This window comes from Microbacterium sp. SL62 (assembly GCF_026672635.1).
In the GTDB taxonomy this organism is placed as follows: Bacteria; Actinomycetota; Actinomycetes; order Actinomycetales; family Microbacteriaceae; genus Microbacterium; species Microbacterium testaceum_A.
The window spans coordinates 1,913,427-1,932,107 of sequence record NZ_JAPPRM010000001.1 but is presented as its reverse complement, the minus strand read 5'-3'; the positions used below and the strand labels follow the sequence as shown (position 1 = coordinate 1,932,107).

Here is an 18,681-nt window from a genome sequence, read left to right as displayed (position 1 = left end):
GATGACAAGAGCGAACGACGAGCCCCCCGCGGTCGCCGGCGAAGCGCGCACTGACGCGGCGACCCCCCTCGCCCCCGCCGGCACCGCTCGCGACCGTGCGAAGGCCGACCGCCGCGCCGCACTGCTGTCCGCCGCCGCACGCCTGTTCGCCGAGCGGGGCTTCGACGGCGTCACCCTCGGCGACATCGGCGAAGCCGCCGGGGTGAGCGGCCCGGCCGTCTACCGCCACGTTCCGGGCAAGCAGGCGTTGCTGGGCGCGATCCTCGTCGACGTCAGCGAGCGGTTGCTCGAGGGCGGGCGCCGAGTCGCGAAATCCGCCGCCGCGAACACAACCGCGGAGCACCCGCCCGACACGCCGCCCCCAGACACCCTCACCCCGCGTGTCACCGAATCCCCCGGCGATCCTGCACACATGGCATCCGCCCCCGACCGTCCTGCGGATCGCAGCGCCGACGCGCCGCCTGAGGCGGCCCCCGCCGACACCACGCTCCGCGCCCTCGTCGACTTCCACGTCGCGTTCGCGCTCGCCGAGGCCGACGTGATCCGCGTGCAGGACCGCGACCTCGACCGCCTCTCCCCCGACGACCGCCGCACGGTGCGCCGCCTGCAGAACGCGTACGTCGCCGTGTGGACCGAGGCGCTCGCCACAGCGCATCCCGATGCCGAAACTCCCGCCGAGCGGCGCGTGCGAGCCCTGGCGTGCTTCGGTCTGATCAACTCGACGCCGCACAGCGTGCGCGGCGTATCCGCGGCTCGCGTGCGCCCCACCCTGACCCGCATGGCACGAGCGGCGCTGACGGCCTGATCCCCCGGCATCCGACCCGCGGCCGAGACAAGAGAAAGGTGCCGAGGGCGACCACTCCCCCGGCACCCCGTCGGTGCACCGCGCGACGGGCTCGCCGTCGCGGGTCGCTCAGCGCAGCAGCATCGCCCGCCCGGGCTCGCGCAGCACGCCGGCGACGTCGGTGAGGAATCGCGCCGCCTCCGCCCCGTCGACCAACCGGTGGTCGAACGACAGGCTGAGGGTCAGCACGTCGCGCAGGGCGATCTCGCCGTGGTGCTCCCACGGCGTGCGCCGCAGGGCGCCGACCGCGAGGATTCCCGCTTCGCCGGGGTTCAGGATCGGCGTCCCCGCGTCGACGCCGAACACGCCGACGTTGGTGATCGAGAACGTCCCGCCGGTCATCGCGGCCGGAGCGGTCCGTCCGGCGCGGGCCGTGGCGGCGAGTTCGGCGATCGCATCGGCGAGGTCGACGAGGTCGAGCCGGTCGGCATCCGGGATCACCGGAACCACGAGACCGCGATCGGTCGCGGCCGCGATCCCCAGGTTGACGTAGTGGTGCTCGACGATCTCACCCGCCGCGTCATCCCACTTCGCGTTGAGCGCGGGCGTGCGCCCGAGCGCCAAGCACACGGCCTTCGCGACGATCGCGAGCACGCCGATGCGGTGTCCGTCGAGCGCGCGGTCGGTCTTGAGCGAGGCGAGCAGCTCCGTGGTCGCGGTCACGTCGAGGGTGAGGAACGTCGTCGCGTGCGGAGCCGTGAACGCGCTCTGCACCATCGCCGCGGCCGTGTGCTTGCGCACTCCGCGGATCGGCGTGCGCGTCACCCGGTTGCCGGACCGGCCGGCCGGGGGCACCGTCGACGTCGAAGTGGGGGCGGATGCCGCGAACTCCTCCACGCGGCCGGGCATGCGCCTCTCCCCGGGGTGCACGGCGGCGGATGCCGTGACCTCGGGCATCGCGGGAGTGCGCGCGGCGAACTCCTCGACGTGGCCGCGCGTCACCATCTCGCCCGGGTGGGCGGCGGCGACCAGCACGAGGTCGACCCCGAGATCCTTCGCGAGCTTGCGCACCGGCGGAGTCGAGCGCGGACGCACGAGCGGCAGGTCGATCGGACCGGTCTTGACGACGTCGTGAGGAGCAGCCTCGCGCACGGCATGGTCCGAGTCGATCACCGCGGTCGCGGTTCCTCGGGCCCGTCGCTTCGGCCGACTGCCCGAGCTCGGCGCGGCGCCGTAGCCGACGAGGTTCGGCGTCGCGCGGGCGGCGATGTCGTCGGCGGGGGCGTCGAGAGGCGCTTCCGCGACCGTCTCGACGGCGAGCCCGGCCCCGGCCTCGCGGGACGCCCCCGCGGGCGAGGCCGCCGGGGTCCCGGCATCCGCTCCCCCGAGATCGAACGACACCAGAGGTGAGCCGACCTCGACGACGTCTCCGGCCGCGGCGTGCAGACCCTGGACGGTGCCGGCGTACGGCGAGGGGATCTCGACGATCGCCTTCGCCGTCTCGACCTCGGCGATCGTCTGGTTGAGGGTGACCGTGTCGCCTTCGGCCACATGCCACTGCACGATCTCGGCCTCGGGAAGGCCCTCGCCGAGGTCGGGAAGCAAGAACTCCGCGATCATCGAACGCCTCCCTCGATCGTGCCCGCGATCCGTCCGGCATCACTGCGCTCCGCGATCATCGAACGCCTCCCTCGACGGTCGCGGCGGATGCGCCGCCGGTCGGCGAAGAGCCCGCACCGCGCTCGAGCACCAGATCCACCGCGTGCAGGATCCGATCCAGATCGGGCACGTGGTGCTTCTCGAGCTTCGACGGCGGATAGGGGATGTCGTGCCCGGTGACGCGCCGCGGCGGCGTCTCGAGGTAGTGGAAGCACTCCTCGGTGATGCTCGCGATCAGCTCCGCGCCGACTCCCGCTTCGCGCGCGGCCTCGTGCGTGACGACGACGCGTCCGGTCTTGCGGACGGATGCCGCGACGGTGTTCATGTCGATCGGCGACAGCGAGCGCAGGTCGATGACCTCGAGCGAGATGCCGTCATCTTCGGCGGCGACGGCGGCATCGAGGGCGGTGCGCACCTGGGCGCCGTAGGTGACGATCGTGGCATCCGTGCCCTCGCGGGCGACGCGCGCGAGGTGCATCGGCGGGGCGTCGGCGAGGTCGGCGTCGAGGTCGACCTCACCCTTGGAGTGGTAAAGGCGCTTGGGCTCGAAGAAGATCACCGGGTCGTCGGAGGCGATCGCCTGCTGCAGCATGACGTAGGCATCCTGCGGGTTCGAGGCGGCGATCACGCGGAGTCCGGCGGTGTGCACGAAGTACGCCTCGGGCGACTCGGAGTGGTGCTCGGCCGCGCCGACGCCCCCGGCCCACGGGATACGGATGACCAGCGGCATCCGGATGCGACCGTTGCTGCGGTAGTGGAGCTTCGCGACCTGGCAGACGATCTGGTCGAAGGCCGGGTAGACGAAGCCGTCGAACTGGATCTCGACGACGGGCCGGTAGCCGCGCAGCGCGAGTCCGACGGCCGTACCGACGATGCCGGCCTCGGCGAGCGGGGTGTCGACGACGCGCTGCGCGCCGAAGCGCTTCTGCAGGCCGTCGGTGACGCGGAAGACGCCGCCGAGCTTGCCGATGTCCTCGCCCATGAGCAGGACCTTGTCGTCGTTCTCGAGCGCCTTCGAGAGGCCCGCGTTGATGGCTGAACCGAGGGTGAGGGAGGTCATCGCGCGCCCTCCTGCTCGAACCCCGCGAGGTAGTCCATGTACTCGGCTTTCTGCCGTTCGACCGCGGCATGCGGTTCCGCGTACACGTGGTCGAACATGGTCTCGGGGGCCCGGGTGGTGGCCCCGATGCACGCGGCGCGCACCTCTGCGGCGAGAGCGTCTGCGGCACGGGCGACCTCGTCCATTCCGGAGTCGTCGAGCATCCCCTCGGCGCGCAGGTAGGCCTCGAGCCGGGCGATCGGGTCGCGCTGCGCCCACTCGTCGACCTCGGCGGCGTCGCGGTAGCGGGTGGGGTCGTCGCTCGTGGTGTGCGGACCCATGCGGTAGGTCACGGCCTCGATGAACGAGGGTCCTTCGCCACGACGGGCGCGGTCGAGGGCCCAGCGCATCGCGGCGACGCAGGCAAGGGCGTCGTTGCCGTCGATGCGAAGGCTCGGGATGCCGAACCCCGGCGCCCGGCCCGCGATCGGATACGTGGCTTGGACGGTGACGGGCTCCGAGATGGCCCACTGGTTGTTCGAGCACACGAACACCACGGGGGCGCGGAACGACGAGGCGAAGACCATCGCCTCGTTGACGTCGCCCTGGCTCGTCGCCCCGTCGCCGTAGTACGCGACGGCGACGTCGGTTGAGCCGTCGCGTTGAGCGCCCATCGCCCAGCCGGTGGCGTGCAGCGACTGCGCGCCGATGATGATCTGGGGAGGCGCGGCGTTGATGGTGGTGTGGTCGTACGCCGAGTGCTCTTCGCCGCGCCAGGCCAGCACGTAGTCGGCGGGCTTGGCACCGCGGCCCAGCAGCACTCCGTGCTCGCGGTAGCTGGGGAAGACGAAGTCGCCCGGGGCGAGGGCGTGGGCGGTGCCGACCTGGGTGGCCTCCTGTCCACGGCACGGCGCCCAGAGGGCCAGCTGTCCTTGGCGTTGCAGGGCGACGCCCTCGGCATCCAGCCGACGGGTGAGGACCATGTCGCGGTGGAGGGCGCGCAACTCGTGCGGCGAGAGATCGGCGACCCAGGGGTCGAGGGTGTCGTCGGCGATCCGGGAGCCGTCCGGCTCGAGGATGCGGAGCACGTCGTCGACGGCGTCGTGGTCGTCAGCTCGTCCTGTCGAGGAGCCTCGGGTCTGGGTGTACGTCATCGTCATCCCTCCAGTGCGGCCCGGGCTCCTCGTGAGAGCCGGGGCGTACGGATGCCGGCAGCACCGCCGACGAGGCCGACCGTACGCGCGGAATGCACCCCGCTCAAGACCTCGCCGTCATATTGAGCATCGTGCCCACCGTGACCGACCTTCACACTGCTAATGTTTCGCACCATGAGCAAGCTCGACGCGGTCGACCTCGACCTCCTCCGCGCCCTGTCCGCCGATCCGCGCGCCACCGTCGTCGCGCTCGCCGAGAAACTCGGACTCTCCCGGAACACCGTCCAGGCGCGCATGAGCCGCCTGGAACGCGGGGGAGTCTTCCTCTCGTACGAACGCACGCTGTCGGCCGAGGCGCTGGGCTTTCCCATCGAGGCGTTCCTGCAGGTGACGGTCCGGCAGGCGGAGCTGCCGGCGATCCGTGCGGAGCTCGCCAAGGTGCCCGAGGTTCTGCAGGCGCACGGACTCAGCGGTCAGGTCGACCTGCTCGTGCGCGTGGCGTGCCGCGACACTCAGCACCTGTTCGACACCGACGCCCGGATCCTGGCCATCGAGGGTGTCGAGCGCACCGAGACGTCGCTCGTGATGGGCGAGGTCATCGGCTACCGCGTCGGGCCGCTGATGCAGCTGGCACGCGAGGACGTCTAGCCGCGGCATCCCGTCGCAGCCCGCCGCTCGCGGGCGTGTACGCGCGGCCCCTCCCGGGTGAGACCGCTGATGCAGCTGGCGCGCGAGGACATCTGGCTTTCTACGGCGCCGGAACCACCGGGATGCTCGCCGTCTCGGTGCTCTGCTCGCTCGGGCTCCCGGCATCCATCCGCACGAGCACCACGCCCACGAGGATCAACGCGCCGCCCACGAACTGGACCGGCGCCGGCGTCTCGCCGAGCAGCAGCCACGCGAACCCGAGGGCGAACAGCACCTCACTGAGTCCCACGAACGATGCGAGTCGCGAGCCGATGAGCGGCACCGCGATCACCCCGAGCGCGTAGCCGACGGTGGTCGCCACGCCGCCCACCCACAGCAGCGGCAGGATGCCGGGGAGCTCGAGCCCCGCGAGCGACACGGTGATCGAGGGGGCGGCGAAGGGCAGGACCCCCGTGGCCACCAGCACGCCCATGAGCAGGGTTCCGGTGAGCAAACCGCCCGCGGCGAGGGCCAGCGGGGGGAGGTCGTCGCCCGCGCGCCCGGCGATGACGAAGTAGGCCGCGGCGCAGACCGCCGCGCACAGCGCGAAGATCGTGCCGAGCAGGTCGAAGCGCGCTCCGCTGATGTCGACGACGAGTACGAGACCGGCCATCGCGACGACGGAACCGATGAGCACCGCCTTCGACGGGGAGCGTCGGGTGCGCACCCAGACCGCGATGACGATGAGCACCGGCGCGATGTACTGGATGAGCAGGGCGACGGCGACCGGCATCCGCTGCATCGCGGCGAAGTAGAAGAGCTGGCAGCCGGCCACGGCCGTGAGCCCGAATGCGACGATGAGCAGCCCGTGTCGGCGGAGGAATCCGCGCTGACGGCGGATGGCGAGGATCAGCGCGGGCGAGAGCAGCAGGGCGGCGAGGCCCATGCGCACGAGGAGCACCGCACCGAGAGACCAGCCGCCGTCGAGCAGCGGTTTGACGAACGGGCCGCTGGAAGAGAACGCCAGGGCCGAGGCGACGGCGATCGCGAGGCCGGTAACGGCGGTGGATCCGCGGTGGGTGGGACGCGGAAGGGTCACGGGAGACGTGGTCATGCGGGCCTGCTGTCACGAGTGAAGGGGGTTTACACTCGTGACAGTACGGCCTCTACCTGTCAGGAGTCGACGTGGTCTTCATTCGTGACACCGAACTGGTGCTGCGCGCCGCTGTCGAACTCGTGAACACCCTGCCGCACACCGAGGTGAGCGGGGTCGACACCCTCGTCGACGTCGCGGAGCTCGAGGCCTTCACCGACCGTCACGGCTACACCGGTTCGCGCACGCGCGACGCCCGCGAGCTCGCCGCCGTCCGCGGCATCCGCCCCCGTCTGCTGAAGCTGTGGAGTGCGGATCGCGACGGGGCCGTCCCCCTGGTGAACGCCATGCTCGCCGATGGGCGCGCGCTGCCCCAGCTCGTGCGCCACGACGGGCTCGACTGGCACATCCACGCGAGCGACCCCGCGGATCCCCTGGCGACGCGGATCCTGGTGGAGTCGGCGTTGGCCTTCGTCGACGTCATCCGCGCCGACGAGTACGCCCGCGTGCGCGTCTGCGAGGCGGACGACTGCGAGGGCGTGTACGTCGACTTCTCGAAGAACGGATCGAAGCGCTACTGCGACGCGGGCAACTGCGGCAACCGGATGAACGTGAACGCGTACCGCAAGCGCCGAGCCGAGGCCTAGCCGAGGAACTCCGCGATCGCCCGCGCCGCGGCATGCGGCGTCTCGTAGTGGATCAGGTGCCCGACCTCGGCGATCTCGACGAGCCGGGCGTCGGGGAACAGCGTCGCGAGGTGCCGCTCGGCCTCGATCGGGGTGATGTCGTCCTTTTCGGCCGCGACGAGCAGCGTCGGCTGCGCGATGCGCGGGGCGAACTCGCGCACGTCGTGCGAGACGCTCGTGACGAAGGCCTCGTGCAGCACGTCGCGGTCGGCGAAGCGCGAGAAGTACTCGTCGTGCTGTTCGTGCACGAAGCGCCGCAGGCCGGGGTCGCGGGTCTTGGCCATGGCGTTGCTCATGACGCGCACGATGAGCCCGTTGCGCAGGAGTCCCTCGCCGAGAGCGCGCGGCAGCTTCGCGCCGGCGAGGTAGTAGAACACCGCGAGACGGGTCAGAATCCCGCGAGGACCCTCGAGCGCGGGTGCCCCGATCGGGTTGACGAGGATGAGTCGGGGCGTCGACAACCCGCCCGCCACCGCCGCGGACGACACGATCGAACCGAACGAGTGGCCGAGCACGACGGCATCCGGAGCGACGGTCTCGACGAACGCGCGCAGCCAGGCGGCGTAGGTGTCGAGGTCGTGCGGGCGTCCGTCGAGGGGCGCGGTCTCGCCGAACCCGGGAAGGTCGGGAGAGATCACCCGGATGCCGGGAAGATGCGCGACCACCGGATCGAGCCCGTGGTGCTCGCCGCGGAAGCCGTGCACCGCGACGATCGTCGTCTCGGCGGCGTCGTCACCGTAGACCCAGTACGCCGTGGTGCCCCCGAGGACACTCGCCTCGCGCCGCACGACGGGGATCTGAGCGAGGCGGTCGGCGTAGGGGTTTGGCATGGGTCGAGTCTACGAGGGAGGTCTGACATCCCTTTTCCGGACCGCCGCCGGTGGCACGCTTCGGACCTCTCCACCTCGCGGAGGCGTCCGTGAAATGCCCCTCACCGCGGGGTCTGCGCCGCGCCCTCACCCCGCCCACGCCGACTCCGGCCGCGCGGGGCTTGCGTCGCGCCCGAGCCCATGGCATCCACCCCCGTTCCTGCGCGCCTCGACGGCGATGTCGGAGGCCCGCTTTAGCGTGAGCCCATGACCACGTGGCAGGCCGGGCCGCTCCCCCTCTTCCAGACGCCCGAGTGGGCGCGACTCGTGGGCGTGTTCGACCTCGAGACGACCGGGATCGACGTCGAGAACGATCGCATCGTGACCGCGCACGTGGGTGTCCTCGACGCCGACGGCCGCGTCGTCGACGCCCGCGACTGGCTCGCCGACCCGGGCGTCGAGATCCCCGCGGGGGCCGCGGCGATCCACGGGATCTCGACCGAACGCGCTCGTGCCGAGGGCGCCCCCGCACCGCGGGTGGTGGCCGAGGTCGTCGAGGCTTTGGGGGCGCTCTTCGCCGTCGGCATTCCGGTCGTCGCTTACAACGCGCCCTTCGATTTCTCGATGCTCAAGAACGAGGCCGTGCGCCACGGCGTGGCGCCGATCGCCGCCCCCTCCCCCGTCATCGACCCCCTCGTCGTCGACAAGACCTTCGACCGCTACCGCCGCGGCAAGCGCACGCTCTCCGTCGTCGCCGAGCACTACGCGGTTCCCCTCGAGTCCGCACACGAGGCCTGCGCCGACGCCGTCGCGGCCGGCCGGCTCGCCCTCGCGCTCGCCGAGAAGTTCGGCCCGTGGCTGCCCCCGACCCTCGACGAGCTCCACACCCGCCAGATCGCCTGGGCGCGCGCGCAAGCCGAGAGCCTCACGGAGTACTTCGTGAAGATCGGTCGGCTGGATGCCACGGCTCCGGCGATCGACGGGGCGTGGCCGATTCGCTGAGCGCGGTGGGCGCGCTCCCGCCGCATCGCGCGGCGTCTTCGTCGGCCGTGACGTCTCCGCCTCGTCCGCCCACGCCGCCGAGCTGATCCGAGGCGGCCCGATGCGGCATCGCCTATGCGTCGCCTGTGACGGATCCTGTCCTCGTTCGACACGCCGCCGAAACGTGCCGCCCCTACGGTGGCGACAACCCTCTCGGCGGCGCTCTTTCGGACGACGCTGCCGCATCTTCTGAACGGACGACAGAACCCATGCGCCAGGCTCCGCCAGCTCCGCCCTCGCACCCTGCCCTCCTCCGCCGGTCCGTCCGGTCGCTCGGAACCGCCGCGCTCGCTGCGGGGCTCGTCGTGTCATCCGTCGCCGCGGTCACCCCGGCGCTCGCTGCCGACCCCGTGGACGGCGCGCGCACCTCGGGCGACGCCATGTTCCCGAACGTGGGCAACGGCGGCTACGACGCCCTCGACTACGACATCGACCTCGCGTGGACCCCCGACGCGGTTCAGACCGGCTCCGTCGTGGCCGGCTCCATCGTCGCGACCTCGACCATGACCGCCCGCGCCGCCGAACCGCTGCGCAGCTTCTCGCTCGACTTCGAAGGACTCGTGGTCGACTCCGTGACGGTGGACGGCACGCCCGCTGCGTGGCTGCGTGAGACCGACGCCGGTGCGATCACACACAAGCTCGTCGTGACCCCCGCCACCCCGGTTTCCGGTGAGTTCCGCGTCACGGTCGCCTATCACGGAGTCCCGCAGGCCCACATCGACGCCGACGGCTCGTACGAAGGGTGGAACGCCACGACCGACGGGGCGACGATGCTCGGTCAACCGGTCGGCAACATGACCGGGTTCCCGCACAACAACACTCCGGGCGACAAGGCGACCTACTCGATCTCGCTCGATGTCCCGACCACCCTCTCCGACGCGACCGGCGCGGGAGCGGCCCCGGCCGCCGCCGTCAGCAACGGCGAGCTGCTCTCGAAGACGCCGTCGACCGACGGCACCCGCACGACCTGGGCGTGGCAGCAGACGAAGCAGATGGCATCCGAGCTGCTCATCATTTCGATCGGCCGTTACGACGTCATCGAATCATCGGTGACGCTCACCGACGGCAGCAGCATTCCCGCGTGGTCCTTCGTCGACTCGACGTCGACGACCGCCAACAAGGCGACCGTGACCACGGCGGTGAGCCAGCTCGGCCCGATCATCCGCAACCTCGAGTCCGTGTACGGGCCCTACCCGGGCCGCAGCGCCGGCGTCGTCGTGGACCGCGTGCCGCGCGGCATCAACTACGCGCTCGAGACGCAGGACCGCTCCTTCTTCCCGACGCGGATCGGCTTCAGCACCCTCGTGCACGAGCTCGCCCACCAGTGGTACGGCAACAATGTGTCCCCCACGACGTGGACCGACATCTGGATCGCCGAGGGCATGGCGACCTGGTCCGAAAGCTATTACGCCGGCAGCGACGGGTTCGGTGCGGGTACTCCGTCGCGCGAGGCGCAGTTCGACGCGTGGAACCGAACCCCCGCGGGCGACGACAGGTGGACCATCGCGCCGGGTGCGCAGACCGACTCGGCTTCGCTGTACGACTACCAGACCTATGATCGCTCGGCGCAGTTCTGGGCGGCGCTGCGCGTCGCGATCGGCGACGACGCGTTCTTCCCGGTCGTCACGCAGTGGCAGCTGCGCAACGCTGGCACGAGCAGGACCGGCGCCGACCTCCTCGCCCTCGCCGAAGAGCTCTCCGGCCGTGACCTGCAGGCGTTCTACCGGGACTGGATCCTGGATGCCGACAAGCCCGCGTGGCCCGACCAGTTCACGCTCGCGCTGTCCACGACCGCGACCACCCCACTCGAGCGCGGCGGCTCGGTGAGCTACACCCTCACAGCGGAGAACACCGGACTCGTCCCGCTCGCCTCGTCGACCGCGAGGCTCGATGTCCGCGGCATCCTGGATCGGGCCTCCATCGACCAGACGGCTCTGCCCGCCGGCGTGACCCTGACCGGCGATGTTTTCGTCTGGACCATTCCGGCGACGGATCCGGGACGGACGGCCACGACGACGTTCGCGGCGACAGTGGCCGACGACGCCTCGGGCGGAGCGCTGACCACCGAGGCCGCCGCCAGCCTCGGCGGAACGTGCGCATCGTGCTCGAGCACCCTCGCCGTGCAGGAGTACCCGGTTGACGCGCAGGCGCCGATCATCACGGGTGACACGGCGGCCGGTGCGACGCTCACGGCGACCACCCCCGGGTGGACCGACGGCACGTCGTTCGCGTATTTCTGGGCGGTCGACGGAACCCCGACCCCGGATGCCACGACCCCGACCTTTACGATCCCCGCCGCCGCCGTAGGACGGACGGTGACGGTGACCGTCACGGGCAGCCTCGCCGGGTATGTCGCCCAGTCGCGCACGAGCGCCCCCTTCGGCCCGGTCGTCGCAGCGATCGTGCCCTCGCCTTCGCCCTCGGCCTCGGGAGCGGCCGTCGTCTCGCCCCCTCGCGGGCAGCTCGGGGCAACCGGCTCCGAGGCACCGATCGCGGCGATCATGTGGGCTCTCGCGGCTCTCGTCGGCGGCTCTGTGCTGTCGATGGCGGCGATGCGACGCCGGCGTGGCGCTCGTCGGGTCGAATCGGTCTGAGCATGTCGCGAGGATCGCCCCCGCCCCGGGTTGCCGGGTGCGGGGGCGATCCGTCGTGAGTCGGCCGGCTGTAGCCGCCTCCGTCACCCGTCTCACCCCGGAGGCGGGTGAGGCGGTGGCGATCGAGGGAACGGTCGCGCTCTGGTTCGCGGCGCGCCGCTCGCCGCTCGGCGAGCGGGACAGGGTTGTGCCCTTTACGGAAAGGTCGGTGCTTCTCGATCGGCGCGGCGGAAGGTCCCCTCGCGGCGCGGTCCCGATGCGCGACGCGCAAGGCTGGGGCCTTTGCGACGGGCGCCCGCGTCAGGGACCGACGGAGCGACCCGAGGTGCTCGATGGGACGCCCTCCCCGCGGCCGTGGCTCCCCCGAAGCGACCCTCGACTCGATGTCGGACGTCACCGATAGCGTTCTGCCATGACCCGCACCGCACCCTCCGAAGGCCGGCCGAAGCCGGTGTTCCGGGAGTGCGACGGTGCCCCGTGGCCGAGCGACGACGAACTCGAACTCGAGGCACAATGGGCGGCTTTCCGTGAGAGCGGAGATGTCGAGTGGTGGACGGGCGAAGAGCCCGCTCAGTCTGGCAGTGCGTCTTCCGCATCCGTCCCGGCCGCCACTCCGGGCGGAGCGACGTCGTCCGGCACCAGCGACAGTGACGACGTCTGGTCGGTAGACGACCTGCTCTCGCCGCTCGACGGCGGCGCCGCCGCGGTCTCTGACATCGATGCGCGGCTGGGCCACCTCGAGTGCGTCGTGAACGAGAGGCAGCGGGCAACTGCCGACGAGTACCGCTTGATTCTTTCGATCCTCGACGATGCCGCGTTCGACCCCACTCCGTGGGTCGGTCCCGACCCCACTCTCGACCGCGCGTGGAACGATCCCCGCGGACGTACCCCCGGCGCCGTGCGTCGCGATCGCGTCGACCTCGCTGAGCGCGCCGCCGTCGCCGAGGTCGCCGTCCGCCTGCGTCTGTCCGAGCAGACCGTTCGGACGAGGGCCGCCCACGCGCGGACGCTGGCCGTCGGTTGCCCGCAGCTGTGGGCCGCCTTCAGCGAAGGCCGCCTCTCCGAGAAGCACGCGGTCGACGCAGCTCGACTGGCGTCGACGCTCCCCGCGGGCGATGACGCCGCCTTCCAGCGCTTCGACGACGAAGCGTGTCCGCAAGCGCTCGTCCTCCCCCCGGCGAAATTCGCGGTTGCTGCTCGCGCGATCCGCGAGCGCGTCCATGCCGAATCACTCGATGCTCGTCATCGCCGGGCGGCCGAGGGTCGCGGTGTGTGGATGAGGGCCGAGCTCGACGGCATGGCATCCCTGCACGCCCTTCTCCCCGCGGATCGCGCCCGCGCGGTGATGTCGCGGCTGGATCGCGCGGCCCGGCACCTTCGCGCGGCACCCGATGAAGAACGCACGCTCGCGCAGTTGCGGGCCGACGCCTTCGCCGACCTCGTCACCATGACGGAGGATCCGGGCCAGAACGCGACGGCTCCGTCCTCGAACACCGTGCCCGAGAATCCCCCGCCTGGTGCGGCCGTGCCCATGCCCCCGGTGGCCGGCACTGCGAAGCGAAGTCCCGTCGCGGCCGACGCGAAAGAGCCCGCCCGACATGCGCTCGCGGGCCCCGCATCACGAGCGCCAGATGCCGAGCAGGCCGCATCGCACCCGGACACCGAACACCTCGCACCGCACCCACCGGGCCCCGAATGCCCCGCGCCGCGCGCACGCGATGCCGAACGCCCCGCGCCACACACACCCGCTGCCGAAAACCCCACACCGCATGAACCCGCGGCGGGGCGCACCTTCCGGTCTGCTCCCCCGGCAACCGTCGTCGTGACGATTCCTGCGCTTACTCTCCTGGGGCACGACACCGAGCCGGCGACGCTCGAGGGCTACGGACCGATCGACCTCGAGACCGCACGGCGGCTCGCCGGAAACGCCACCTCGTGGATACGGCTTCTCACCCATCCTGTGACCGGCGCTCCGCTCGTGCTCGACCGGAAGACGTACCGCGTTCCCGTGGCGCTCCGACGGTGGCTCGGCGTCACCTCGCCCACGTGCGTGTTCCCCGGTTGCGGCCGCGCCGCGCGAGAGTGCGACATCGACCATCTCACCGCGTGGACCGACGGCGGCACCACCGACGACGACAACCTCGACCCCAAATGTCGCCATCACCACCGCCTCCGTCACGAGACCCGGTGGGACCTCGATCGCACAGCCGGAGGCGACACCGCGTGGATCTCGCCCCTCGGCGACAGGTACGGCACAGATCCGCCACCGTTCTAGAGGCGGCGGTCCTGACGCGTGCCCCTCGAGAGGGCTCCCGGTGCCCGCCGCCCTCGAAGGGCGAGCGACGGGACGGAACGCCCCACGCCGTCTCTCGCCCGCGCCGAGCACCCGCGCCGTGCCGCGCCCGAGCCCCCGCGCCGTGCCACGCCCACTCCCCGCTCCCACGCCCACGCCCACCCCCACGCCCACGCCCACGCCCGCCCCCACGCCCACGCCCGCCCCACGCCCACGCCCAGCCCCCACACCGTCTTACACCCGAGCCCCCACGCCGTCTCTCGCCCGCGCCGAGCACCCGCGCCGTGCCGCGCCCGAGCCCCCGCGCCGCGCCACGCCCGCTCCCCGTTCCCGCGCCCCCGTCCCGCCCCCGCACACAACGCGAAAGCCCCCCGTCCCGAAGGACGAGGGGCTTTCGCTGCGAGAACCGCTGGGCTCAACGACCGCCGAAGTTCTTGAAGCGCTGGTTGAACTTCTCGACGCGACCGGCCGAGTCCATGATGCGCTGCTTGCCCGTGTAGAAGGGGTGCGAAGCGGACGAGATTTCCACGTCGATGACGGGGTACTCCACGCCGTCGAGCTCGATCGTCTTGTCGCTGGACACGGTCGAACGGGTGAGGAACGTGTCGCCCGAACCGAGGTCGCGGAACACGACGGCCTTGTACGTGGGGTGGATGTCAGTCTTCATGGGAGGTCCTTTGAGAAGTGGTGTCCTGGATTCTGCCAGGACGTCAAAGTCTGCGGCGCCGATGGCACCAACGAGAGAGTCTACCAGGCCCGAGCGCTACCCCGACACGAAGGCGCCGCCTCGAGGCGAAGCGTCTCAGACGGCGCGCGCCGCGTACCGCCCGGCTTCGTGCGTGAGTGCGATCTCGAGCCCGAACGTCTTCGTGAGGTTCTCGGCCGTGAGGGCTTCCTGGAGGGGCCCGGATGCCACGACCTCGCCGTCACTCAACAGCAGAACGTGCGTGAAGCCGACGGGAATCTCTTCGACGTGGTGCGTGACCATCACCATCGCGGGCGTCGTCGGCGCCTGCGCGTAGCCCGACAGCAGAGCGAGCAGCTCTTCGCGCGCGCCGAGATCGAGGCTCGCGGTGGGCTCGTCGAGCAGCAGCAGCTCGGGGTCGGTCATGACCGCGCGGGCGATCTGGACGCGCTTCTGCTCGCCGTCGCTCAGGGTTCCGAACGTGCGGTCGGCGAGGTGATCGAGCTTCCACTCGGCGAGCACGCGCAGCGCGCGACGCTCGTCGATGTCGTCGTAGTCCTCGCGCCAGCGACCCACGACCGAGAACGCGGCCGTCAGCACGACGTCGAGCACGGTCTCTTCCGGCGGCACGCGACGTGCCATCGCCGACGAGGCGAAGCCGATGCGCGGACGCAGCTCGAACACGTCGGTGCGGCCGAGACGTTCACCGAGGATCGTCACCGAACCCGAGGTCGGGTGAAGCAGGGTGTCGGCGAGCTGGAGCACCGTCGTCTTGCCCGCGCCGTTCGGCCCGAGCACGACCCACCGCTGGTCGTCCGACACCTCCCAGTCGAGGTGGGACACGATGTCCCGCGCGTTCCGGCGGACGACGACGTCGGAGAACTCGAGCACCTGGGGCATGGCTCTAGCCTACTGTCCGAGACAGCGGCATCCGGATGCCACGCGGCCCCTGTGGACAGTGCCGGACACGCCCGCGCGCGTCGCGCACGACCGCCCCGGCGATCCGCCACTGCGCCACCGAGCCGGACGTTCTACTTTCCCGCGACCTCCGCGTACAGCGCCGCCGTGGTCTCCGCGATCGCGGCCCAGCTGAAGTCCTCGACGGCTCGCGTGCGACCGGCTTCTCCGTAGGCCCGGGCGGTGTCGGCATCCATCACGACCTCCGTCAGCACGCGGGCGAGGTCGTCGACGAACCGCTCGGGATCGACGGGCGTTCCCGTTCCGTCCTGCACCTGCTCGATCGGCACCAGGCGCCCGGTCACACCGTCGACGACAACCTCGGGAATACCCCCGGTCGCCGTTCCGACGACCGCAGCCCCGCACGCCATGGCCTCGAGGTTCACGATGCCGAGCGGCTCGTACACCGACGGGCAGACGAACGTGGTCGCCGCGGTGAGGATCGCGCTGAGCTCGTTGCGCGGCAGGAGCTTCTCGATCCACACGACCCCATCGCGGGTCGCCTGGAGCCCGCGCACCAGCTCCTGCACCTCGGCCATGATCTGCGGGGTGTCGGGAGCACCGGCGCACAGGATCAGCTGCACCTCGGGCGGCAGTTGCTCCGCCGCGCGCAGGAGGTACGGCAGCCCCTTCTGACGGGTGATGCGACCCACGAAGACGACCGAGGGGCGCGATGGATCGATGCCCTGCGACGCCAGGAACGCGTCATCCGACACCGGATGCCACGACTCGGTGTCGATGCCGTTGTAGATGACCCGCACCTTGTCGGGATCCAGCGAGGGGTAGCTGCGCAGGATGTCGTCGCGCATGCCGGAGCTCACCGCGACGACGGCGGCCGCCCCCTCGTACGCGGTCTTCTCGATGTAGCTCGACACGGCGTATCCGCCGCCGAGCTGCTCGGCCTTCCACGGGCGCAGCGGTTCGAGGCTGTGCGCGGTGACCACGTGCGGAATGCCGTGGAGGAGGGATGCCAGGTGCCCGGCGAAGTTCGCGTACCAGGTGTGCGAGTGCACGACGTCGGCGCCCGCGATGTCCGAGACGATCGCGAGGTCGGTGCCGAGGGTCTGGATCGCACCGTTCGCCGACGCCAATTCGGCGGGCACGCCGTAGGAGGTCGTGTCGGCCTCGTCGCGCGACGCGCCGAACGCGCGGACCTGCACCTCGGTGCCCTCGGCGCGCAGCGCCTTGACGAGTTCGGTGGCGTGGACCCCGGCTCCCCCGTAGATCTCCGGCGGGTACTCCTTGGTCACGATGTCGACGCGCATGAGACGAACCGTAGTACAGCGCAAGGCGCGCCGCAGACGTGTTTCCGCTCGCCCGCCGGAGCCCTAGGGTGGTGCCATGCCTGCAGCGCCGAAGGTCTTCGGAATCATCCTCGCCGGCGGCGAGGGAAAGCGACTCATGCCCCTGACGGCTGACCGCGCCAAACCCGCCGTGCCCTTCGGCGGTCAATACCGCCTGATCGACTTCGCGATCTCGAATCTCATCAATTCGGGGCTGCGTCAGCTCGTCGTGCTGACGCAGTACAAGTCGCACAGCCTCGACCGACACATCTCGCAGACGTGGCGCATGTCGCCGATGCTCGGCTCGTACGTCGCCTCGGTCCCCGCCCAGCAGCGTCTCGGCAAGCGGTGGTTCTCGGGTTCGGCCGACGCGATCCTGCAGTCGATGAATCTCATCCGCGACGAGAAGCCCGACATCGTCGTCGTCATCGGTGCCGACCACGTCTACCGCATGGACTTCAAGCAGATGCTCGACGCCCACATCGCCTCCGATGCACGCGCTACGGTCGCCGGCATCCGTCAGCCGATCTCGCTCGCGAACCAGTTCGGCGTCATCGACACCGACCCGAGCGACCCGACGAAGATCCGCGCGTTCCTCGAGAAGCCGCAGAGCCCTGCGGGCCTCGCCGACTCGCCTCACGAGGTGCTCGCCTCGATGGGCAACTACATCTTCGACGCCGACGCCCTCGTCGACGCCGTCACGCACGACGGCGAGCTGCCGACCTCGGCGCACGACATGGGCGGCGACATCGTCCCCTACTTCGTCGACCGCGGTGAGGCGGCCGTCTACGACTTCCAGCGCAACGACGTGCCCGGGTCCACGCCGCGTGACCGGTCGTACTGGCGCGACGTCGGCACGATCGAGTCGTTCTACGACGCGCACATGGATCTGATCTCGACCCTGCCGATCTTCAACCTCTACAACAACGACTGGCCGATCTTCTCGCAGACCTTCAACGCCCCTCCGGCGAAGTTCGTGCGCGACTCGGTCGGCCGCATCGGCAACGCGATCGACTCGATCGTGTCGCTGGGCTCGGTGCTGTCGGGAACCCACCTTGAGCGCAGCGTCGTCGGCCCATGGGCCCTCGCCGGCGGTGGCTCGACTATCACCGACTCGGTGCTGTTCGACAGCGTCCAGGTGGGAGCCGGGGCGCGCATCCACCGCGCGATCCTCGACAAGAACGTGGTCCTCGAGCCCGGGGCGACCATCGGCGTCGATCGCGAGCGCGACCTGGCCCGCGGTTTCACCGTCACCGAGACGGGCATCACCGTCGTCGGCAAGGACGTCCACGTCCACGCGTGATTCCCACTGCCGGGCATTCCGGATGCCAGAAGGGGCGGTGACCGGGATGGTCACCGCCCCTTCGGCATCCGGAACCGAGGTTCTACACTCCGACGCGCTCGAACGCGTCGCGAGAGATGCCCTTGGCGAGGACCTCCTTGGACCACTCCTTGGCGGTGTGCAGGCTGTGGTCGCGGTAGTTGCCGCAGCTGAACGCGTCGGTTCCGGGGACGTCGTCCCACTGCACGTCGTCGACGATCGCGCGGAGCGAGCCGGTGATCGCGTCGACGAGGTCGCCCACCGAGGGCTCTCCCCACATGATCACGTGGAAGCCCGTGCGGCAGCCGAACGGCGAGATGTCGATGAGGCCGTCGATCCGGTCGCGCACGAGGCTCGCGAGCAGGTGCTCGATCGTGTGGAGACCGGCCGTGGGGATCTCCTGCTCGTTCGGCTGCACGAGGCGCAGGTCGAAATTCGAGATGACGTCACCTCGCGGGCCCGACTCGGTGCCGATGAGGCGCACGTAGGGCGCCAGGACGGCGGTGTGATCGAGGGTGAAGCTTTCGACATCGGCCATGCGAGGTCCCTTCTGGAAAAGCGGGGTTACCGCAGAAGCCTACGGTGGGTGCGGTGCGAGATGACCCCGCGTGACGCCGCCCGGGGTGCGCGCAGCGGAGTTCTCGAGAACCCGCGCG

General features: G+C 70.9%; 16 protein-coding genes. 7 read left to right on the top strand and 9 right to left on the bottom strand.

The window, feature by feature from the left end; all coding sequences use genetic code 11:
* The first annotated feature begins 1 nt into the window (after position 1).
* Positions 2–805, top strand: coding sequence for a TetR/AcrR family transcriptional regulator (locus OVA26_RS09180; protein WP_442786072.1), 804 nt, complete (start codon positions 2–4; stop codon positions 803–805).
* 108 nt (positions 806–913) lie between these two features.
* Here the strand turns inward: OVA26_RS09180 and OVA26_RS09175 are convergent, their stop codons facing one another.
* Genes OVA26_RS09175 through pdhA form a run of 3 tightly spaced genes read right to left on the bottom strand, consistent with a single transcriptional unit; the run spans position 914 to position 4,636 of the window.
* Entirely contained in the window at positions 914–2,404 is a 1,491-nt protein-coding gene (locus OVA26_RS09175) for a dihydrolipoamide acetyltransferase family protein (RefSeq protein ID WP_268103903.1), read from the bottom strand.
* A gap of 55 nt (positions 2,405–2,459) precedes the next feature.
* Positions 2,460–3,503 (bottom strand): alpha-ketoacid dehydrogenase subunit beta, encoded by a 1,044-nt coding sequence (locus OVA26_RS09170; protein ID WP_144833285.1) that lies wholly within the window; start codon positions 3,501–3,503, stop codon positions 2,460–2,462.
* Complete coding sequence (pdhA, locus tag OVA26_RS09165) at positions 3,500–4,636, bottom strand: pyruvate dehydrogenase (acetyl-transferring) E1 component subunit alpha (protein ID WP_268103902.1); 1,137 nt, start codon at positions 4,634–4,636, stop codon at positions 3,500–3,502. The genes OVA26_RS09170 and pdhA overlap by 4 nt, the downstream gene beginning before the upstream one ends.
* A 174-nt stretch (positions 4,637–4,810) precedes the next feature.
* On the opposite strand from pdhA, the gene OVA26_RS09160 reads away from it, so the two are divergent.
* On the top strand, positions 4,811–5,284 hold the full coding sequence (locus tag OVA26_RS09160; protein WP_268103901.1) for an Lrp/AsnC family transcriptional regulator: 474 nt from the start codon (positions 4,811–4,813) through the stop codon (positions 5,282–5,284).
* Between the two features lie 100 nt (positions 5,285–5,384).
* Here the strand turns inward: OVA26_RS09160 and OVA26_RS09155 are convergent, their stop codons facing one another.
* On the bottom strand, positions 5,385–6,377 hold the full coding sequence (locus OVA26_RS09155; protein WP_074694872.1) for an EamA family transporter: 993 nt from the start codon (positions 6,375–6,377) through the stop codon (positions 5,385–5,387).
* Positions 6,378–6,448: 71 nt separating this feature from the next.
* On the opposite strand from OVA26_RS09155, the gene OVA26_RS09150 reads away from it, so the two are divergent.
* Positions 6,449–7,003, top strand: a complete 555-nt coding sequence (locus tag OVA26_RS09150; protein ID WP_268103900.1) for a CGNR zinc finger domain-containing protein — start codon at positions 6,449–6,451, stop codon at positions 7,001–7,003.
* Here the strand turns inward: OVA26_RS09150 and OVA26_RS09145 are convergent.
* Positions 7,000–7,872 (bottom strand): alpha/beta fold hydrolase, encoded by an 873-nt coding sequence (locus OVA26_RS09145; protein WP_268103899.1) that lies wholly within the window; start codon positions 7,870–7,872, stop codon positions 7,000–7,002. The genes OVA26_RS09150 and OVA26_RS09145 overlap by 4 nt on opposite strands.
* A 246-nt stretch (positions 7,873–8,118) precedes the next feature.
* Here OVA26_RS09145 and OVA26_RS09140 point away from each other — a divergent pair, with 246 nt between their 5' ends.
* The 3 genes from OVA26_RS09140 (at position 8,119) to OVA26_RS09130 (ending at position 13,761) form a co-directional block, all read left to right on the top strand.
* Positions 8,119–8,853: an exonuclease domain-containing protein gene (locus OVA26_RS09140; protein WP_268103898.1), complete on the top strand. Its 735-nt coding sequence runs from the start codon at positions 8,119–8,121 to the stop codon at positions 8,851–8,853.
* A gap of 344 nt (positions 8,854–9,197) precedes the next feature.
* Positions 9,198–11,486, top strand: a complete 2,289-nt coding sequence (locus OVA26_RS09135) for a M1 family metallopeptidase (RefSeq protein WP_268103897.1) — start codon at positions 9,198–9,200, stop codon at positions 11,484–11,486.
* Between the two features lie 412 nt (positions 11,487–11,898).
* On the top strand, positions 11,899–13,761 hold the full coding sequence (locus OVA26_RS09130; RefSeq protein WP_268103896.1) for a DUF222 domain-containing protein: 1,863 nt from the start codon (positions 11,899–11,901) through the stop codon (positions 13,759–13,761).
* A gap of 433 nt (positions 13,762–14,194) precedes the next feature.
* Here the strand turns inward: OVA26_RS09130 and OVA26_RS09125 are convergent, their stop codons facing one another.
* The 3 genes from OVA26_RS09125 to glgA form a co-directional block, all read right to left on the bottom strand.
* Positions 14,195–14,446, bottom strand: a complete 252-nt coding sequence (locus OVA26_RS09125; RefSeq protein ID WP_013586710.1) for a type B 50S ribosomal protein L31 — start codon at positions 14,444–14,446, stop codon at positions 14,195–14,197.
* A gap of 135 nt (positions 14,447–14,581) precedes the next feature.
* On the bottom strand, positions 14,582–15,364 hold the full coding sequence (locus OVA26_RS09120; RefSeq protein ID WP_268103895.1) for an ABC transporter ATP-binding protein: 783 nt from the start codon (positions 15,362–15,364) through the stop codon (positions 14,582–14,584).
* A gap of 131 nt (positions 15,365–15,495) precedes the next feature.
* Complete coding sequence (gene glgA, locus OVA26_RS09115; protein ID WP_268103894.1) at positions 15,496–16,686, bottom strand: glycogen synthase; 1,191 nt, start codon at positions 16,684–16,686, stop codon at positions 15,496–15,498.
* A 76-nt stretch (positions 16,687–16,762) separates the two neighbouring features.
* Here glgA and glgC point away from each other — a divergent pair, with 76 nt between their 5' ends.
* On the top strand, positions 16,763–18,007 hold the full coding sequence (glgC, locus tag OVA26_RS09110; RefSeq protein WP_056232086.1) for a glucose-1-phosphate adenylyltransferase: 1,245 nt from the start codon (positions 16,763–16,765) through the stop codon (positions 18,005–18,007).
* A gap of 82 nt (positions 18,008–18,089) precedes the next feature.
* Here glgC and OVA26_RS09105 read toward each other — a convergent pair whose 3' ends face one another.
* The gene (locus tag OVA26_RS09105) at positions 18,090–18,563 is read right to left on the bottom strand and encodes an S-ribosylhomocysteine lyase (protein ID WP_056232089.1); all 474 of its coding nucleotides are present in this window, start codon (positions 18,561–18,563) and stop codon (positions 18,090–18,092) included.
* Between the last annotated feature and the right edge of the window lie 118 nt (positions 18,564–18,681).

What these genes read in the sequence shown, in the direction of transcription:
- OVA26_RS09180 (WP_442786072.1), top strand. Translation starts at nt 2, where the DNA reads ATGACAAGAGCGAACGACGAGCCCCCCGCGGTCGCCGGCGAAGCGCGC.
- glgA (WP_268103894.1), bottom strand. Translation starts at nt 16,686, where the DNA reads ATGCGCGTCGACATCGTGACCAAGGAGTACCCGCCGGAGATCTACGGG.
- OVA26_RS09155 (WP_074694872.1), bottom strand. Translation starts at nt 6,377, where the DNA reads ATGACCACGTCTCCCGTGACCCTTCCGCGTCCCACCCACCGCGGATCC.
- OVA26_RS09140 (WP_268103898.1), top strand. Translation starts at nt 8,119, where the DNA reads ATGACCACGTGGCAGGCCGGGCCGCTCCCCCTCTTCCAGACGCCCGAG.
- OVA26_RS09130 (WP_268103896.1), top strand. Translation starts at nt 11,899, where the DNA reads ATGACCCGCACCGCACCCTCCGAAGGCCGGCCGAAGCCGGTGTTCCGG.
- OVA26_RS09125 (WP_013586710.1), bottom strand. Translation starts at nt 14,446, where the DNA reads ATGAAGACTGACATCCACCCCACGTACAAGGCCGTCGTGTTCCGCGAC.
- pdhA (WP_268103902.1), bottom strand. Translation starts at nt 4,636, where the DNA reads ATGACGTACACCCAGACCCGAGGCTCCTCGACAGGACGAGCTGACGAC.
- glgC (WP_056232086.1), top strand. Translation starts at nt 16,763, where the DNA reads ATGCCTGCAGCGCCGAAGGTCTTCGGAATCATCCTCGCCGGCGGCGAG.
- OVA26_RS09145 (WP_268103899.1), bottom strand. Translation starts at nt 7,872, where the DNA reads ATGCCAAACCCCTACGCCGACCGCCTCGCTCAGATCCCCGTCGTGCGG.
- OVA26_RS09160 (WP_268103901.1), top strand. Translation starts at nt 4,811, where the DNA reads ATGAGCAAGCTCGACGCGGTCGACCTCGACCTCCTCCGCGCCCTGTCC.
- OVA26_RS09120 (WP_268103895.1), bottom strand. Translation starts at nt 15,364, where the DNA reads ATGCCCCAGGTGCTCGAGTTCTCCGACGTCGTCGTCCGCCGGAACGCG.
- OVA26_RS09105 (WP_056232089.1), bottom strand. Translation starts at nt 18,563, where the DNA reads ATGGCCGATGTCGAAAGCTTCACCCTCGATCACACCGCCGTCCTGGCG.
- OVA26_RS09175 (WP_268103903.1), bottom strand. Translation starts at nt 2,404, where the DNA reads ATGATCGCGGAGTTCTTGCTTCCCGACCTCGGCGAGGGCCTTCCCGAG.
- OVA26_RS09170 (WP_144833285.1), bottom strand. Translation starts at nt 3,503, where the DNA reads ATGACCTCCCTCACCCTCGGTTCAGCCATCAACGCGGGCCTCTCGAAG.